Source organism: Aminobacter sp. AP02, from assembly GCF_003148805.1.
Taxonomy (GTDB): domain Bacteria; phylum Pseudomonadota; class Alphaproteobacteria; order Rhizobiales; family Rhizobiaceae; genus Aminobacter.
The window spans coordinates 353,221-369,993 of the sequence record NZ_QGGX01000002.1 but is presented as its reverse complement, the minus strand read 5'-3'; the positions used below and the strand labels follow the sequence as shown (position 1 = coordinate 369,993).

The window sequence follows — 16,773 nt, the reverse complement described above, 5'->3', positions numbered from 1 at the left end:
CGATGAACATTTCCGACGTGATTTCGGTCGAGGACGTGATCCTCGACCTCAAGCCCGACAGCAAGACGCGGTTGCTCAAGGAACTCGCGGTGCACGCAGCCAAGCGCACCGGCTGCCCAGCCGCTGAGATAGCGTCGGTGCTTTCAGGGCGGGAGAAGCTTGGCTCGACGGGCCTTGGTGAGGGCGTGGCGATACCGCATGCCAAGGTGCGCGAGCTGCAAGAGCCGTTCTGCGCGTTTGCGCGGCTCGCAGCGCCCTGCCCGTTCGAAGCGATCGACGATCAGGATGTCGACCTTGTCGTGCTGCTGCTTCTGCCCGAGGCAGCTCCGCTGAAACATCTCAACATACTGGCCAAGATCGCCCGTTTCCTGCGCGATTCCGGCAACGTGGCGCGGTTACGCAAGGCCGAGGATGCCAAGAGCATCCATCGCATGCTCACGAGCGATCAGCAACCAACAGCCATGACGGCTGTGGCCTGAACAGGCGAAAGTTTCAGCGGTTCCTTACCACGACGCAGGAGCCGCCGACACTGTGCAGGCTCTGGCAGATGACAGCGGCCTCGCTGCGATCGTCGGCGCCGATGCGAACGGCATAAATGCCACGCCGCCCCATCGGCGTGCGCACTCGACTGACGACCGGTTCATGCGATGAAAGCAGCTTCGGAAAACGCCCTTCCAGGCGCTGCCACTGTTTGATCGCCGCCGAACGGCGGAAATTGCCGGCGACCTGGATGCCCCACGGCTTGATGTTGATATTGGCCATCGGCACAGTCGCCGACATGATGACCGGCAGGTTCTGGCACGCGACGGCGAAGGACATTTTCGGATCGAGGGGCCTGTTGGTGCCGGCATAGGCCTTGTCGGAAAAATTGTCGGCCGGCTCGCCCATGATGTCGAGCACATAGTCCTCGGTTTCGAGCGGGAGAAAACCGCCCGACGACAGCCAACGCGACACGCGGTTTTCGCCGGCATTGTAGGCTGCAGCAGCCAGGCCCAGATTGCCGAACCCGGACTTGAGTTCGCCGAGATAGCTTGCCGAAGCCGGGATCGCCTGTTCGATGTCGAAGGGGTTGGCGAGGCCGCGCATGGCGGCGGTGCCCGGCATGAACTGGGCGATGCCTTCGGCACCCGCGGGGCTCACCGCATTGGGATCAAAACGGCTTTCCTTCCAGATCAGGCGAGCGAAGAACTCGCTCGGCAGGCCATGGCGCCTGGCGTGCGTATCGATGAGGTCGCAGACACGCGCGACATGAGTCTTCCTGGGTGATCGCGGCGGATCGGCGAATGCCGGTGCGCACAAGACCGACGAAACGAGGAAAGCCAGCGCTGTCCTCGTTTTTGTCACCATCTCTATTGGGCTGCCGCCCGGCCAGCGCGGCCGAAGCGCTGTTCGATATAGTCGGCGACCATCTTTTCGAAATCATCGGCGATGGCGGGACCACGCAGCGTCGCGGCCTTCTTGCCATCGATGAAGACGGGTGCTGTCGGCGTCTCGCCGGTACCGGGCAACGAGATGCCGATGTCGGCATGCTTGGATTCGCCGGGGCCGTTGACGATGCAGCCCATGACGGCGACCTTCAGTACCTCCACGCCGGGATACTTCTCGCGCCACGCTGGCATGTTCTTGCGGATGCCGTCCTGGATGCTCTGGGCCAGTTCCTGAAACACCGTCGAAGTGGTGCGGCCGCAGCCAGGGCAGGCAGCGACGATCGGTACGAACTGGCGGAAGCCCATGGTCTGGAGCAGTTCCTGCGATACCTGCACCTCGCGGGTGCGGTCGCCATTGGGCTCCGGAGTCAGTGATATGCGGATGGTGTCGCCGATGCCCTGCTGCAGAAGAATGCCCATGGCGGCAGACGACGCGACAATGCCTTTCGAGCCCATTCCGGCCTCGGTCAGGCCGAGATGCAGCGCGTGATCGGAGCGAGTGGCAAGCATGGTGTAGACCGCAATCAGGTCCTGAACGCCGCTGACCTTGGCCGACAGGATGATCTTTTCGCGCGGCAGGCCGATTTCTTCGGCAAGGTCGGCCGAGATCAGCGCCGACTGCACGATCGCCTCGTGCATGACCTGGTTGGCAGTGAGCGGCGAGCCATTCGCCTGGTTTTCGTCCATCAGCCGTGTCAACAGGTCCTGGTCGAGCGAGCCCCAGTTGACGCCGATGCGCACGGGCTTGTCGTGGCGGATCGCCATCTCGACGATGTCGGCGAACTGCCTGTCCTTCTTTTCCTTGAAGCCGACATTGCCTGGATTGATGCGGTACTTTGCCAGCGCTTCGGCGCAGGCCGGATGATCGGCCAAGAGCTTGTGGCCGATATAGTGGAAATCGCCGACCAGCGGCACGTTGACGCCGAGCCGGGCAAGCCGGTCGCGGATATGGGGAACCGCGGCGGCACTCTCGTCGCGGTCGACGGTGATGCGCACGATTTCCGAACCGGCACGATGAAGCGCTGCGACCTGGGCCACAGTCTTGTCGATATCGGCCGTATCGGTGTTGGTCATCGACTGCACCACGACTGGTGCTTCGCCGCCGACGATCACACCGCCGACGCTGACGCCAACCGATTTGCGGCGAGGAAATGGAGATGAAAAGTAGCCGGTCATCGGACGGCCTTTTTAAGCTTGAGGTATCAGCGTCTGAGGTGGCGCGCGCGGCGCGTCATGTCAATATCGCAGGTTACCGCACCCGCCAAGAGTGGAGCGCTGTGGGTCGACCATCTTCAAAGGTCGAGCTGCCAGGTTTGCCCGACCAGATCCTTGCCGAAGGAATGGTGCCGTTCTTCATCGACCAGCCTGAATCCCGCCGCCTGATAGATGCGCCGCGCTGCAACCAGTATGTCGTTGGTCCACAATGTCATGGTCTTGTAGCCCTTGGCGCGGGCAAAGCCGATGCATTCTTCGACCAGCCTGCTGCCAATACCTAGGCCGCGCGCCGACGGATCGACGTACAGCAGCCTGAGCTTGGCTACGGTTTCGGACTTGCGCACGATAAACACCGAGCCGATCACTTCGCCATCGCGCTCGGCGATCCAGGCACGTTCCCATTTCGGATCGAAATCCCTGACGAAGGCACTGAGGATTTCGGCGACCAGCGCCTCATAACTTCCGTCCCAACCATATTCGTTGGCATAGAGTACGCCTTGGCGGTGCGTGATCCAGCCGATGTCGCCGACCTGCAACGGCCGCAAAAGAAAAGGGGGGCGGGGCTCCCCGCCGAGCAAACGCTGCACGGTCCGCATCGCCGACACCACCTTTGCCCTGTCCTCGAGCGGCAGTCTGGCAAGCAATGCAGTGACTTCCTCCTCCGAGGCCCGGTTCAGCGGTGCGAAAGCGGAATGGCCGGCGGCGGTCAACGACAGCACTGTCTGTCGCCCATCGAGCGGCGACGGCGTACGGACCAAAAGCTTGCGAAGTTCGAGCTTCTTCAAGAGCCGGCTCAGATACCCCGCATCGAGGCCAAGGTCGCGCGCCAGGTCGCTCGCCGTCAGCCCGTCGCGGTGGGCCAGTTCGTAGAGCACCCGCGCCTCAGTCAAGGAGAAATCACTCTTGAGCAGCCCCTCTTCCAGCAGGCCAATCTGCCGCGTGTAGAACCTGTTGAAGGTCCTCACTGCGGCGATCTGTCTGTCCGGCAAGGCTTGATATTCGTTCATCGCTCAACCTCGGCGCATCGGCATCTGTTCAACGATGGTCAAATTAGTTGACTGAGTCAACTAATTTGACGCCAGCACGATCACCCGGCCCGTCGCGCCGCGTTCGCAATTTATGCTGCAATGCAATATATACGTCGCATGTCATCATTCCGGACACAGGACACTTCGTCATGACCGCGCCCAGAACCGCCATCGTCACCGGCTCGACTTCCGGCATCGGCCTCTCCATTGCCGAGGCATTTGCGGCCGAGGGCTGCAACATCGTCGTCAACTCGTTCTCCGACACCCCGGCCGATCACGCCATCGCCGAACAGATCGCCGAGCGGTACAAGGTCGCCGCCGTCTATCTGCAGGCCGACATGTCGAAGGCCGCGGATTGCCGTGCGCTGGTGGCCAAGACAGCCGAAAAGTTCGGTTCCGTCGATATCCTCGTCAACAATGCCGGCATCCAGCACGTCGCTCCGGTCGAAGATTTCCCGACCGAGAAATGGGATGCCATCATCGCCATCAACCTGACATCTGCGTTCCACACCACCGCAGCCGCGATCCCGCTGATGAAGAAGGCTGGTGGGGGGCGCATCATCAACATCGCCTCCGCGCATGGCCTCGTCGCCTCGGCCTACAAGTCGGCCTATGTCTCGGCCAAACACGGCATAATGGGACTGACCAAGACGGTGGCCCTGGAAGTGGCGCTGGACAAGATCACCTGCAATGCCATCTGCCCCGGCTACGTGCTGACGCCGCTGGTCGAGGCACAGATCCCCGACCAGATGAAGACGCACAACATGGATCGTGAGACGGTGGTCCGTGAAGTCATGCTCGACCGCCAGCCGACCAAGGAGTTCGTCACCGTCGAGCAGGTGGCGGCGACCGCCGTATTCCTCGCCTCCCCGGCAGCGGCCCAGATCAACGGCACGCATGTCTCGGTGGATGGCGGCTGGACCGCTCAGTGACCGCCTAGAAGGAAAACATCGCCATGACTGGAAACGGCAAGGCGGAGGAGAAGAAGCCCATCAATATCGCGCTCCAGGGTGGAGGCTCGCACGGAGCCTTTTCCTGGGGCGTGCTCGACCGCTTGCTGGAGGATGGCCGGCTCGACATCAAGGCGGTGTCGGGCACCAGTGCCGGCGCGATGAACGCCGTGGCGCTGGGCGACGGCTGGATGCGTGGCGGCGCCGAAGGTGCGCGTGCCAAGCTCGATGATTTCTGGCGTGCGGTGGCGCGCAAGGGTCGCTTCAGCCCGGTGCAACGTTCGCCCTGGGATATGCTGTGGGGCAACTGGTCGATCGAAAACACGCCCGGCTATATCTGGTTCGACACCATGTCGCGGGTGTTTTCGCCCTATGTCGCGAACCCGCTTAACCTCAACCCGTTGCGCGATGTGGTCGCCGAAGAGATCGACTTCGCCAATGTACGCGCCTGCAAGGACATCGACCTGTTCATCTCGGCGACCAACGTCGAGACTGGCCAGTTGCACGTCTTCAGCGACGGCGAGATCGATCTCGACACGATGATGGCCTCGGCCTGCCTGCCGCAGGTCTTCCAGGCGGTGGAGATCAAGGGCGTGCCCTATTGGGACGGCGGCTATGGCGGCAATCCGGCGATTTACCCTTTCTTCAAGGCCAACGAGACCGACGACGTCCTGCTGGTCCAGATCAACCCGGTTGTCCGTGAACAGACTCCAAAAACCGCCAACGAAATCCAGAACCGCATCGACGAGATTACCTTCAATGCCGGTTTGCTGCGTGAATTCCGCGCGATCGCCTTCATCAAGGAACTGATTGCCGCCGGACGCCTGCCACATGGCGAATTTCACGACATCCGCATGCACCGCATCGACGCCGATGAAGCCTTCAAGGATCTTTCGGCATCGTCCAAGGTAAACGCTGAATGGGCGTTCCTCGAATACTTGCGCGACCTTGGCCGCACCGCAGCCAGCGACTGGCTCGAAGACAACTTTGATTCGGTTGGCAAACAAGCCACACTCGACCTATCCGGGCAACTGGATGATGGCTTCAGGCCGTTGCGCGGACCAGCTACAGGCCGCCGCGTTCGCGAGTTCTTGGCGACCAGGACCAAACCGGCCGCCGTTCGCCAGCACAACTAACCCGCGAAAACCTGCCATTTTGGACCGGCAACCACAGCGTGCTGACAGCTCCTGCCAGTTTTGTCAGGATGATGTTTCCATTTTTTTTTATCACTATTTTGCGATCTGCATTTGATGTAGAAGACGCCCGTCCGCTACTTTGCCCCCATGGCGGATTTGAATGCGGCATTGCGCGCCACCATATCGGGGCGACGCGCCAAGCAAGATGGCGGTGGCCGCAACCGTCCCCAACGGATAACGACAATGTCGAAGATTAGGTTCCACAAGCTTGCAGCCTTGGTCGTGCTCGTCGGTTTTGCGGCGTGGATGGGTACAGGCGAATTCTCTTCGGTGGGCAGCGCCCAGTCCGACCCAGAGGCAAAACCCGCCCAGGCCGAACAACCCAAGGCGCCGCTGCGCACCGTGGAAGTTGTCGTGCCGCCGCGCCTCGAGCACGCCCGCGCCATTCGCGTCTCGGGCAAGACGGAGGCCGACAAGCGGGCGACGCTCGCCAGCCGGGTCAACGGTGTCATCGCCAAGCTGCCCGTCAAGCAAGGTGATCGCGTCAAGCAGGGTGACCTGGTGATGATGCTCGACGCCGAGGAAAAGACAGCCGCCCTCGATACGGCAAAGGCCGTGCTTGCCCAGCGCAAGGCCGAGTGGGAAGCCGCGCAGAAGCTTGTCGTGGCCGGTACCAGGACCAAGCTCCAGGCCGACAGCGCCTGGTCCGCCTATGCGACAGCCCTGTCACTCATCCAGGCCGCCGAAGCCGAGCTTTCGCGCAATCAGGTCAAGGCTCCTTTCGACGGAGTCGTTGACAAGGTCAGTGTCGAGATCGGCAGCGCGGTGCTTCAGGGCGCTGAAATCGCCACCATCCTCAACCTCGATCCGATCCTTGGCAAAGGCGAGATCAGCGAACGCGACCTTCGCTACATCAAGATCGGCGACGAAGCCGAAGTGAAGCTGGTCAATGGCGAAGTGGTAATGGGAAAGCTGCGCTACATCAGCCGCGACGCCACGGCCCAGACCCGCACCTTCCCGGTCGAGATTGCAATTCCCAACGCTGACGGCGCCATACCCGCGGGCATGACGGCGGAGATCACCGTGCGCGCCAAGCCTGTCGATGCGGTGATGCTGCCGCGCTCGGTGGTGACGTTGAACGAAAACGGCGACCTCGGCATCCGCGCTGTCGATGCCTCGTCCAAGGTGGTGTTCTACCCGATCGACCTTGTCGACGACACGCAGAACGGCCTCGTTCTGGGCGGCATTCCCGCCGACGCCAAAATCATCATTCGTGGCCAGGACCTGGTCAAGGATGGCGACGAAGTGAAGGCACAGCTCGCCGACGAGGCGATGGTCAAGAAGCTCATCGAAGATGCGACCGGGACGCAGTAAACAATGGACATCGTCAAGCTTGCGATCCGCAACGCGCGGCTGACCCTGTCGGTCCTGCTCTTTCTGGTGATCGCCGGTACGCTCGCGTATCGCACGGTCCCGAAGGAGGCCGAACCAGACGTCGCCATCCCGATCATGTATGTGAGCCTTGTTTATCAAGGCATCTCGCCGGAGGACGCCGAGCGGCTGCTTCTGAGGCCTGTCGAATCGCAGCTCAAGAACCTCAAGGGTTTGAAGGAGATGCGGTCCAACGCCTACCAGGGCGGCGCCAACGTCATCGTTGAATTCGACCCATCCACGGATCTCGGCGACGCGCTGATCGACACGCGCAACAAGGTGCAGGACGCCAAGCGAGACCTGCCAGCCGGCGTCGAGGAACCGACCGTCAACGAAGTCAACCTGTCGGAGTTTCCGGTCCTGGTCGTTACGCTGTCGGGCGACGTGCCCGAACGCGCGCTGACGGCCGCCGCCAAGAAGCTGCGCGACCAGATCGAGGAAGTGCCCGGCGTTCTGGAAGGCACGCTCCAGGGCTCGCGCGATGAACTGGTCGAGGCGATCATCGATCCGGTCAAGCTGTCGTCCTACGGCCTGCAGCTTAACCAGATGATCCTGGGCATCGGGCAGTCCAACAGCCTTGTCGCCGCCGGCACCATCGAAGGTTCGGAAGGCAAGTATGCCGTCAAGGTGCCTGCGCTGATCGAAACGCCCGAGGACGTTGCGCGTCTGCCCGTGGTGGCGACACCCGACGCGGTGGTGCGCGTACAAGACATCGCCACGGTCCGCTCGACCTTCAAGGACGCCGAGACGATCACCCGCCTCGACGGAAAACCGGCGATCGCGATCGAGGTCAAGAAACGCATCGGCGCCAATATCGTGCAAACGATCGAAGGCGCAAAGGCGGTGGCGGATGCTTTCGTCAAGACCGCCCCCGAAGGCATGCAGGTCACCTACACGCAAGACAAGTCGGTCTTCGTCAACCAGTTGCTGAACGACCTTCAGAACCACGTTCTGATTGCCGTCATCCTGGTGTTCATCGTCATCCTGTATGCGTTGTCGGGCCGAGCCTCGCTGCTCATCGGTCTGGCCATTCCGTCGTCGTTCCTGATGGGCATCCTGGCGCTCGCGCTGATGGGCTACACGATCAACATGATCGTGCTGTTCAGCCTGATCCTGGCGGTTGGCATGCTCGTCGATGACGCCATCATCGTGACCGAGTTCGCCGAGCGGCGCATGTCCGAAGGCATGCCCAAGGCGGAAGCCTTCGAACTGGCCGCAAAGCGCATGGCAGGCCCTGTCATTGCCGCCACGATGACCCGCATCGCCGCGTTCTCGCCGCTGCTGTTCTGGCCCGGCATCATCGGCGACTTCATGAAGTACCTGCCGATCACGCTGATCGTGACGCTGGCGGCGTCGATGGCCTATGCGTTGATCTTTGCGCCGACGCTCGGAGCCCTGTTTGCCAAGGCGCCCGCCCATGCGGAGGAAGAGCACAAGGACGGGGTCTACATGGCGGTCGTCAAGAAGGCCGTCCACTATCCGATCACAGCGCTTGTGCTGACGCTGGCGCTGCTTGCCGGCGGGTTCTACTCCTACGTCAAGTTCGGCAACGGCGTGGAGTTTTTCCCGACCGTCGAGCCGGACTACGGCTTGCTCTACGTCCATGCGCGCGGCAACCTCTCGCTCGACGAGATGGATCGTGCGACGCGCGAGGCCGAAAACCGGCTTTTGGGCTGGCCCGGCATCAAGTCGGTGTACACCCGCTCCGGCAAGACCCGCGGCGGCCAGGATATCCCCGAAGACGTCGTCGGCGTGATCCAGTACGAGTTCATCGATTGGCGAGAGCGCAAGTCGGCGCACGTCATCCTTGACGAGTTGCGCGCCAAGATGGCCGGCATTCCCGGTGTCGACGTCGAGGTCCGCGTCCCGGACGCCGGTCCGCCAAGCGGCAAGGCGATCCAGGTGCAGCTATCCGCCATCGATCCGGCTGGGCTGAACGAGTACGCAAAGAAAGTCGCCGCGGCGGTCGCCAAGGTGCCCGGTGTCATCGACATCTCCGACGGCCTGCCGCCTCCCGGCATCGACTGGGCGCTTGATGTCGACCGCTCCAAGGCTGCTCAATATGGCGTCAGCCCGACGGCTGTCGGCACCGTGGTCCAGTTGGTGACGACGGGCCTGAAGCTCACCGACTATCGTCCGGCCGGTGCCGATGACGCCGTCGATATCCGGCTTCGTCTGCCCGAGGATCGCCGCACGCTTGCGGCACTCGACCAGTTGCGCATCGAGACCCCGCAAGGTTCGGTGCCGATCTCGAACTTCGTGTCGCGCAAGCCCGAGCTGACTGTCGGCATTCTGAACCGCATCGACAGCAAACGCACGATCACCATCCAGGGCAACGTCGCCTCCGGCTATCAGGTCGCTGCGGTGCAGGCCGAAGTGAGCAAGGTCGTCGGCGACATGGCGCAACCCGGCATAGACTGGAAGCTTGCCGGCTCCAACGAAGACAGTGCCGAAGCAAGCGCGTTCCTCGGCAATGCATTCGGAGCGGCGATCTTCCTGATCTTCATCGTGCTTCTGGCGCAGTTCAACAAGTTCACCAGCGTGGTGCTGGTGCTGTCCTGCGTCGTGATGGCCACGGTGGGCGCCCTGCTCGGCATGCTGTTGACCGGCCAGGCCTTTGTCATCGTCATGTCAGGCATCGGCATGATCGCTCTGGCGGGCGTTGTCGTGAACAACAACATCGTGCTGATCGACACCTACGACCGACTGCGCGATGAAGGCTGGAACAAGATGGACGCGGTGCTGCAAACCTGCCGCGAGCGTGCCCGACCGGTGGTGCTGACCGCATTGTCGGCCATCCTGGGCGTGGCGCCGATCGCGTTCGGTCTCGGCCTCGAGATCTTCCATCACGAAACGACGATCAATGCGCCGTCGACGCAATGGTGGATCGCCTTGTCGAGCGCGATCGTCTTCGGCCTGTCCTTTGCCACCGTGCTGACGCTGGTAGTAACCCCGGCGATGCTGATGGTGTTCACCCGCGAAAAGCGCAAACCTGGCCAACAAGGCTGGTTCGGCAGGTTCAAGGCGCGTTTCGGCAAGGGTTCTTCGAGCCCGACACCGCCACCTCCGGTCGACGACAAACCCGCTATCGCCTTCCCCAAGGCTGCGGAATAAACAGCCGGCTATCGCCAAGAGCAAAGGCCGCCCAGGAACAACCGGGCGGCCTTTTGCGTTCCTGCCCCGATGAAACACAACCATCCGAGGCATGAACAATGACGATTTCCACGCTGCTGCTCATTATCCTGATCCTGATCCTGCTGGGTGCCGTGCCCGCGTGGCCGCATTCGCGGGCATGGGGTTACGGACCGTCCGGCATCGTCGGTGTGTTGCTCGTCATTCTCCTGGTGCTGATGCTGATGGGCCGGATCTGACCGCCACACCCTTGGCTGTATGCCAAATCACCCGGAATTGTTCCGGGTGATTTGTTTTGCGCCTGCAACCGAACCGTTCTCGAAGCCGTGCTGTCGGAACCAACGCTTCGCGCACCGCCTTAATGGCTTGGCATGCACCTGTGGCTTGCCATGCAATATGGAAGCGTTATTCCGCCGGGGTTGCCTGCGGCATAGCCCTGAAGTCGGCATGGCGCGCAAGACCCGCCATCAGGCTGACCACCACAAGGAAGCCTGACAGCGTGACGAAAATCGGCGCGAAGCCGGTATGCCCGGCAACGAAACCTATGGCAGAGGGCGCTACCAGAATGCCCGAATAACCCATGGTGGTGACGACACTCATGCCGATATTCGGTGCGATGCCCGGCTGGTTGCCCGCAGCCGAAAAGGCAATCGGCACCATGTTGGCGACGCCCAGTCCGCACATGGCGAAGGCCGCGATCGCAACCCATGGATTGGGCGCGAGCCCGGCCGCAAGCATGCCGCTGGCGGCAAGCAACGCCGAAAAACGCAGCGTGTTGACCGCACCGAAGCGGTTGCGCACGCCGTCGCCGAGGAAGCGCATCAGCGCCATGATGCCTGAGAAGGCGGCGAAGGCAAAACCTGCGGTGGCGATGTCAGCACCGAGTTCCTGCTTGAGATAAAGCGCTGCCCAATCGAGCACCGCACCTTCGGGGATCATCGAAAACAGCGCCATGATGCCGACCAGATAGATGGTCGGAAGGCGTGGCAGACGGAAATGCCTGTGCTCATGTGTGACGGGCCTGTCCTCGCCAACGAGGTGACGCAATGCGAATGCCGTCATCACGGCCGCCGTCACTGTGACGAACATCGCATGCGGAAGGTGGCCGAAATACTGGATGAGAATGCCGCCAAGCGCACCGCCGACGAAGCCACCAAGGCTCCAGAAACCGTGCGACGACGACATGATCGCACGCGACAGCTTCTTTTCAACGGCGACCGCATTGGCGTTCATGGCGACGTCCATGGCGCCGATCGAGCCGCCGAAGACGAACATCGTCAGCGCCGCCAGCCACACGTTGGGGGCGAGCGCGACCAGCAACAGCGCAAAGACCACGACCCAGGCAAAGCCGATCACCACGGGCCGCGAGCCGCGTTTGGTCATCAGGTATCCTGAGAACGGCATCGCCGTGAGTGCCCCTAGGCCGAAAACCAGGATCAGCAGGCCGAGCACGAACTCGCTGATGTCCAACCGGGTAAGCAGCAGCGGGATTTGCGGCGCCCAGCTTCCGGTGACGAAGCCATTGATAAAAAAGGCTGCGGCCACGGCCCAGCGGCCGCGTGTGGCGACGATGCGTGCTGCGACTTCGGTTGCGTTGGTGGCGTTCATCGGGCGCAACTCCTAACATATGAGTCCGACGGCTGAAATCGATTTCAGGCCGTCGTGATCGGGAGATTCAAAAAGTTACCGCAAGCCTGCTCGCGACAGAGACAAGCAGCGCTGCAATCGCATTACCACATATTAAATCGATTTAGATAACCGTCAACGCCCGACCGCGAGTACTTATTGGGCCAGTATGGACACGCCGACACCGCCCTGCCCGATTTCCGTCCAATAGCAGATATAGGCGAAATCAGAGAAACTGCAGCGGAACAGGCAACACCGAGCGCTCGCAGGCATTTTTGCGTTTTGCATACCAAAATGGGTTGGGGGTCGACGCCGGCTGTTTGCCGCGTCGCACCGTTGTGGAGTCTTGTACCATGAACACCCCACCGTTCCGTCTCGCCGGAATATCCCATCAGTGGGCCCAGGGCCTTGGGCAGATGGCCCGCTCGCTGCCGGCGCTCCAATTGAACACACCGAAAGCGCTGCTCATCGGTGGCAGCGCTACGGCAGCCTTGGTCGTGGCATCCGCCATACTCATCGGAAGTTCCGCGCACGACCCTACCCAGACTGCCGCCGTTCCAGCTCCCCCCGCAATGCCCCACACAAGCGTGGCGAACAGCTCGGTGACAGGGGTCAACGCGGCCCCAGCCACTACGCCGAGCGCAGCTGGCGACGCCAAGACCGACCGCGAATGGAGCCCGGCCATGCCCGCGACGCACCCCGATACTCCGGTCGCCGCCATTGCCTCGACTTTCAGGACGACCGACCAGGAGCCGGCAGCCGGTCCCGACGAGCGAGGGGTAACGCCCTTGGCCATGACAGATGCAGCCATCGGCGACTTCAGCGCAACGTCCGATCCCGCACCGGCAGCCGCGAGCGCCCCGGCCGATCTGCGCGGCTCGCTGGATGTGCAAGTTGCCGAGACTGACGCGGAGATTGCCATGCTGGAAGCATCGACCGGCATGGTCGCCGCAAGCGCCACTCCGGTCAGCACCAGCTTGCTCGACGGCCCCCTGCCCGACCTGCGCCCGGCTAAGGCCGCCAAATGGGGCAATTTGCGCGACGGCCCCGCCGACGAGTCCAAGGTGATCCTGGTCGTGCCGGCAAACGCCGCCATCGACGCCGAAACCGACTGCAACTGGTGCACGGTCGTCTACAAGGGCCAGCGCGGCTACATGTACAAGAACCTCATCCGCCGCAGCGCGGCGGACGAAGCTAAGGCCGGCCAAGGGCTGTTCTAGCCCCTGGCCTGACCTGATTTCAGCCGTAGACGACAAGCAGATCCTTGGCGTCGATCTGGTCGCCGGCACGCACCAGCACTTCGGCGATCGTGCCATCACGCTCGGCGTGCAGCGCGGTTTCCATCTTCATTGCCTCGATCGATAACAGCACGTCGCCCGCCTTGATCGGCTGACCGGCGGAAACGGCGAGCGTCGAGACCACGCCCGGCATCGGCGCCCCTACATGGGTATCGTTGCCGGCCTCGGCCTTGCGCCGCGCCTTGGAAGCCAAGGCGCCATGTACGCGGTCAGGAACCTTGACGCGTCGCGGCTGGCCGTTGAGCTCGAAGAACACAGTGACCATGCCCTTGTCGTCCACGTCGCCAATCGCGAGGCAGCGGATGACCAGCGTCTTGCCCTTTTCGATATCGACGAAGACCTCGTCCTCAGGCTCCATGCCGTAGAAATAGACCGGCGTCGGCAAGACGCTGACTGGGCCGTAGTTCTCCTGCGCGCCGACGAAGTCCGAAAATACCTTCGGATACATCAGCCACGAGGCAAATTCGTTTTCCGAAAGCTTCCGCCCAAGCTTGGCCTCGACCTCCTTCCGGCTGGTCTTGAGGTCGGCCGCCTTGAGCAGCGAGCCGGGGCGTGCGGTGTTCGGCTTTTCACCCTTCAACACTTTCTTCTGCAACGCTGCCGGCCAACCGCCCGGCGATTGGCCGAGATCGCCGCGCAGCATCGACACCACCGAATCCGGGAAGGCGATATCTTTGGCCGGGTTCTCGACATCGCCGACAGTCAGTTCCTGGCTCACCATCATCAGCGCCATGTCGCCGACCACCTTCGACGACGGCGTCACCTTGACGATGTCGCCGAACATCAGGTTGACGTCGTGATAGGCCTGCGCAACCTCGTGCCAGCGTGTCTCGAGCCCGAGCGAACGCGCCTGCTCCTTGAGGTTGGTGAACTGACCGCCCGGCATCTCATGCAGGTACACTTCCGAGGCGGGTCCCTTCAGGTCGCTCTCGAAAGCTGCGTACTGGTTGCGCACCGCCTCCCAGTAGAACGAGATGCGGCGGATCCATTCGGGCGCGAGCCCTGGATCACGATCCGAGCCGCGCAGTGCTTCCACAATCGAACCAAGGCACGGTTGCGAGGTATTGCCAGAGAAAGCGTCCATCGCCGCATCGATCGCATCGACCCCGCTCTCCGCCGCCGCCAGTACCGTCGCCGCCGACAGGCCCGACGTGTCGTGGGTGTGGAAATGGATCGGCAGGTCGGTCGCCTCGCGCAGCGCCTTGAACAGCACACGCGCGGCAGCCGGCTTCAGCAGGCCCGCCATGTCCTTGACGGCGATAATGTGGGCGCCGGCAGCTTCCAGTTCCTTGGCGAGCCCGACATAATACTTCAGATCGTACTTCGCCCGGCTCGGGTCGAGGATATCGCCGGTGTAGCAGATCGCCGCTTCACAGAGCTTGCCCTCGGCTCCCACGGCGTCCATCGACACGCGCATGTTTTCGACCCAGTTGAGACAGTCAAAGACGCGGAACAGGTCGACGCCGCCGGCCGCCGCCTGGCGCACGAAATGCTGGACGACATTGTCGGGATAGTTGGTGTAGCCGACGCCGTTGGCGCCGCGCAGCAGCATCTGCAGCAGGATGTTGGGCGCTGCCTGGCGCACCTTGTCGAGCCGCTCCCACGGGTCCTCGGTCAGAAAGCGCATGGCGACGTCGAAGGTCGCCCCGCCCCAGCATTCAAGCGACAAGAGCTGCGGCAGGGCACGCGCATACGTGCCGGCGATCTTGGCGATGTCGTGGGTGCGAACGCGCGTGGCAAGCAGCGACTGATGGCCATCGCGCATTGTCGTGTCGGTGATCAGCACCTGCTTCTGGTCGCGCATCCAGGCAGCGAATTTCTCCGGCCCGATCTCATCGAGCCGCTGCCTGGTGCCGTCCGGGATGGCGCCGGTGAACCATGGCACGACGGGTGCCACGGCCTCCGGGTTCGGCACGGCACGGCCGCGCGTCTCGGGGTGGCCGTTGACGGTGACGTCGGCAAGATAGTTGAGCAGCTTGGTGGCGCGGTCCTGGCGCTTGACCTGCGCAAACAGCTCGGGCGTCGAGTCGATGAACTTCGTGGTGTAATAATTGTCGTGAAAGGCCGGGTGCGTGATGATCGCTTCGAGGAAGGTCAGGTTGGTCGCTACCCCACGAATACGGAACTCGCGCAGCGCCCGGTGCATACGCGCGATCGCCTCTTCCGGCGTCGGGGCCCAGGCCGTCACCTTCTCCAGCAGCGGATCGTAGAAACGGGTGATGACCGCACCCGAATAGGCCGTGCCGCCGTCGAGGCGGATGCCGAAGCCGGTGGCGCCGCGATAGGCTGTGATGCGGCCATAGTCGGGGATGAAGTTCTGCTCGGGATCTTCCGTGGTGATGCGGCACTGCAGGGCATGGCCGTTGAGACGGATGTCGGCCTGTGCCGGCACGCCCGATTCCGGCGTGCCGATGGCAAAGCCGTCGAGGATGTGGATCTGCGCCTTGACGATGTCGATGCCGGTCACCTGCTCGGTGACCGTGTGCTCGACCTGGATGCGCGGATTGACCTCGATGAAGTAGAACTTTCCGGTGTCGGCGTCCTGCAGGAACTCCACGGTGCCGGCGCCGATATAGGCGGTTTCGCGGGCGAGCTTCAGTGCGTGCTCGCAAAGCTCGGTGCGCTCGGCCATTCCGAGATACGGAGCCGGCGCGCGCTCGACGACCTTCTGGTTGCGGCGCTGGATCGAGCAGTCGCGCTCGAATAGGTGCACGGCATTGCCATGAGTGTCGCCCAGCACCTGGACTTCGACATGGCGGGCACGCTCGATCAGCTTTTCGAGGTAGACCTCGTCCTTGCCAAACGCCGCCTTTGCCTCGCGCTTGCCTTCGACGACCTCGCGGGCAAGGTCGGCTTCGCTGCGGATGGCGCGCATGCCGCGGCCGCCCCCGCCCCACGATGCCTTGAGCATGACTGGATAACCGATCTGGGCGGCGAGCTTCTTCACCTCATCCATATCGTCGGGCAAGGGGTCGGTCGCCGGGATCACCGGCACGCCAACTTCGATGGCAAGATTGCGTGCAGCCACCTTATTGCCGAGGCGTCGCATCGTTTCAGGCTTCGGGCCGATGAAGGTGATGCCATTGGCAACACAAGCTTCGGCGAATTCGGGGCTCTCCGACAAGAGGCCATAGCCGGGGTGGATCGCGTCAGCGCCCGACAGCCTGGCAACACGCATGATTTCTTCAATCGACAGGTAGCTCTCGATCGGCCCCATGTCCTTGGTGAGCCATGGACCGCGTCCGACCTGGTAGGACTCGTCGGCCTTGAACCGGTGCAGCGAGTACTTGTCCTCTTCCGCCCATATCGCCACGGTTTTGAGCCCCAGCTCATTGGCCGCGCGGAAGACGCGGATAGCGATTTCGGATCGGTTGGCGACGAGAATCTTGCTGATCGGCACGAAAACGCTCCAAGCACTGGATATTTAAGAGGCGGCGAATGATTAGCGGGAAAATGCTGCGGTGCAACCGAAAACGCGACTTCCTAAATCGATTTAATTTCCCCAGCGTCATATGGCGAAATTTTCTGCG

At 62.5% G+C, this 16,773-nt stretch carries 12 protein-coding genes; 7 read left to right on the top strand and 5 right to left on the bottom strand.

What is annotated here, in order from left to right; genetic code table 11:
* Positions 1-2 precede the first annotated feature (2 nt).
* Complete coding sequence (locus tag C8K44_RS03685; RefSeq protein WP_109574381.1) at positions 3-479, top strand: PTS sugar transporter subunit IIA; 477 nt, start codon at positions 3-5, stop codon at positions 477-479.
* Positions 480-492: 13 nt separating this feature from the next.
* On the opposite strand, the gene C8K44_RS03680 is transcribed toward C8K44_RS03685, so the two are convergent.
* The 3 genes from C8K44_RS03680 to C8K44_RS03670 all read right to left on the bottom strand — a co-directional run bounded on the left by C8K44_RS03680 (position 493) and on the right by C8K44_RS03670 (position 3,649).
* Positions 493-1,347: a lytic transglycosylase domain-containing protein gene (locus tag C8K44_RS03680; protein ID WP_109574380.1), complete on the bottom strand. Its 855-nt coding sequence runs from the start codon at positions 1,345-1,347 to the stop codon at positions 493-495.
* Positions 1,348-1,349: 2 nt separating this feature from the next.
* Complete coding sequence (gene ispG / locus C8K44_RS03675; protein ID WP_109574379.1) at positions 1,350-2,603, bottom strand: flavodoxin-dependent (E)-4-hydroxy-3-methylbut-2-enyl-diphosphate synthase; 1,254 nt, start codon at positions 2,601-2,603, stop codon at positions 1,350-1,352.
* Positions 2,604-2,719: 116 nt separating this feature from the next.
* Entirely contained in the window at positions 2,720-3,649 is a 930-nt protein-coding gene (locus C8K44_RS03670) for a helix-turn-helix domain-containing GNAT family N-acetyltransferase (protein ID WP_109574378.1), read from the bottom strand.
* A 170-nt stretch (positions 3,650-3,819) separates the two neighbouring features.
* Here C8K44_RS03670 and C8K44_RS03665 point away from each other — a divergent pair, with 170 nt between their 5' ends.
* From C8K44_RS03665 to C8K44_RS03645, 5 genes are all read left to right on the top strand, one after another.
* Positions 3,820-4,602: a 3-hydroxybutyrate dehydrogenase gene (locus tag C8K44_RS03665; RefSeq protein ID WP_109574377.1), complete on the top strand. Its 783-nt coding sequence runs from the start codon at positions 3,820-3,822 to the stop codon at positions 4,600-4,602.
* A gap of 23 nt (positions 4,603-4,625) precedes the next feature.
* The gene (locus C8K44_RS03660) at positions 4,626-5,756 is read left to right on the top strand and encodes a patatin-like phospholipase family protein (protein WP_109574376.1); all 1,131 of its coding nucleotides are present in this window, start codon (positions 4,626-4,628) and stop codon (positions 5,754-5,756) included.
* A 243-nt stretch (positions 5,757-5,999) separates the two neighbouring features.
* Positions 6,000-7,130 carry an efflux RND transporter periplasmic adaptor subunit gene (locus C8K44_RS03655; RefSeq protein WP_109574455.1) on the top strand — a complete coding sequence of 377 codons (1,131 nt, stop codon included), beginning with the start codon at positions 6,000-6,002 and terminating at the stop codon, positions 7,128-7,130.
* 3 nt (positions 7,131-7,133) lie between these two features.
* The gene (locus C8K44_RS03650) at positions 7,134-10,301 is read left to right on the top strand and encodes an efflux RND transporter permease subunit (RefSeq protein ID WP_109574375.1); all 3,168 of its coding nucleotides are present in this window, start codon (positions 7,134-7,136) and stop codon (positions 10,299-10,301) included.
* A 98-nt stretch (positions 10,302-10,399) separates the two neighbouring features.
* Positions 10,400-10,558, top strand: a complete 159-nt coding sequence (locus C8K44_RS03645; protein ID WP_109574374.1) for a DUF3309 family protein — start codon at positions 10,400-10,402, stop codon at positions 10,556-10,558.
* Positions 10,559-10,724: 166 nt separating this feature from the next.
* Here C8K44_RS03645 and C8K44_RS03640 read toward each other — a convergent pair whose 3' ends face one another.
* Positions 10,725-11,927 (bottom strand): MFS transporter, encoded by a 1,203-nt coding sequence (locus C8K44_RS03640; RefSeq protein WP_109574373.1) that lies wholly within the window; start codon positions 11,925-11,927, stop codon positions 10,725-10,727.
* Positions 11,928-12,298: 371 nt separating this feature from the next.
* Between C8K44_RS03640 and C8K44_RS03635 the strand changes: the two genes are divergently transcribed.
* Positions 12,299-13,165, top strand: a complete 867-nt coding sequence (locus C8K44_RS03635) for an SH3 domain-containing protein (protein ID WP_109574372.1) — start codon at positions 12,299-12,301, stop codon at positions 13,163-13,165.
* Positions 13,166-13,184: 19 nt separating this feature from the next.
* Here C8K44_RS03635 and pyc read toward each other — a convergent pair whose 3' ends face one another.
* Positions 13,185-16,643: a pyruvate carboxylase gene (pyc, locus tag C8K44_RS03630; RefSeq protein ID WP_109574371.1), complete on the bottom strand. Its 3,459-nt coding sequence runs from the start codon at positions 16,641-16,643 to the stop codon at positions 13,185-13,187.
* Positions 16,644-16,773 lie beyond the last annotated feature (130 nt).

Excerpts from the sequence above, each read along its gene's own strand:
- C8K44_RS03685 (WP_109574381.1), top strand. The coding sequence starts at position 3 with ATGAACATTTCCGACGTGATTTCGGTCGAGGACGTGATCCTCGACCTC.
- C8K44_RS03680 (WP_109574380.1), bottom strand. The coding sequence starts at position 1,347 with ATGGTGACAAAAACGAGGACAGCGCTGGCTTTCCTCGTTTCGTCGGTC.
- ispG (WP_109574379.1), bottom strand. The coding sequence starts at position 2,603 with ATGACCGGCTACTTTTCATCTCCATTTCCTCGCCGCAAATCGGTTGGC.
- C8K44_RS03670 (WP_109574378.1), bottom strand. The coding sequence starts at position 3,649 with ATGAACGAATATCAAGCCTTGCCGGACAGACAGATCGCCGCAGTGAGG.
- C8K44_RS03665 (WP_109574377.1), top strand. The coding sequence starts at position 3,820 with ATGACCGCGCCCAGAACCGCCATCGTCACCGGCTCGACTTCCGGCATC.
- C8K44_RS03660 (WP_109574376.1), top strand. The coding sequence starts at position 4,626 with ATGACTGGAAACGGCAAGGCGGAGGAGAAGAAGCCCATCAATATCGCG.
- C8K44_RS03655 (WP_109574455.1), top strand. The coding sequence starts at position 6,000 with ATGTCGAAGATTAGGTTCCACAAGCTTGCAGCCTTGGTCGTGCTCGTC.
- C8K44_RS03650 (WP_109574375.1), top strand. The coding sequence starts at position 7,134 with ATGGACATCGTCAAGCTTGCGATCCGCAACGCGCGGCTGACCCTGTCG.
- C8K44_RS03645 (WP_109574374.1), top strand. The coding sequence starts at position 10,400 with ATGACGATTTCCACGCTGCTGCTCATTATCCTGATCCTGATCCTGCTG.
- C8K44_RS03640 (WP_109574373.1), bottom strand. The coding sequence starts at position 11,927 with ATGAACGCCACCAACGCAACCGAAGTCGCAGCACGCATCGTCGCCACA.
- C8K44_RS03635 (WP_109574372.1), top strand. The coding sequence starts at position 12,299 with ATGAACACCCCACCGTTCCGTCTCGCCGGAATATCCCATCAGTGGGCC.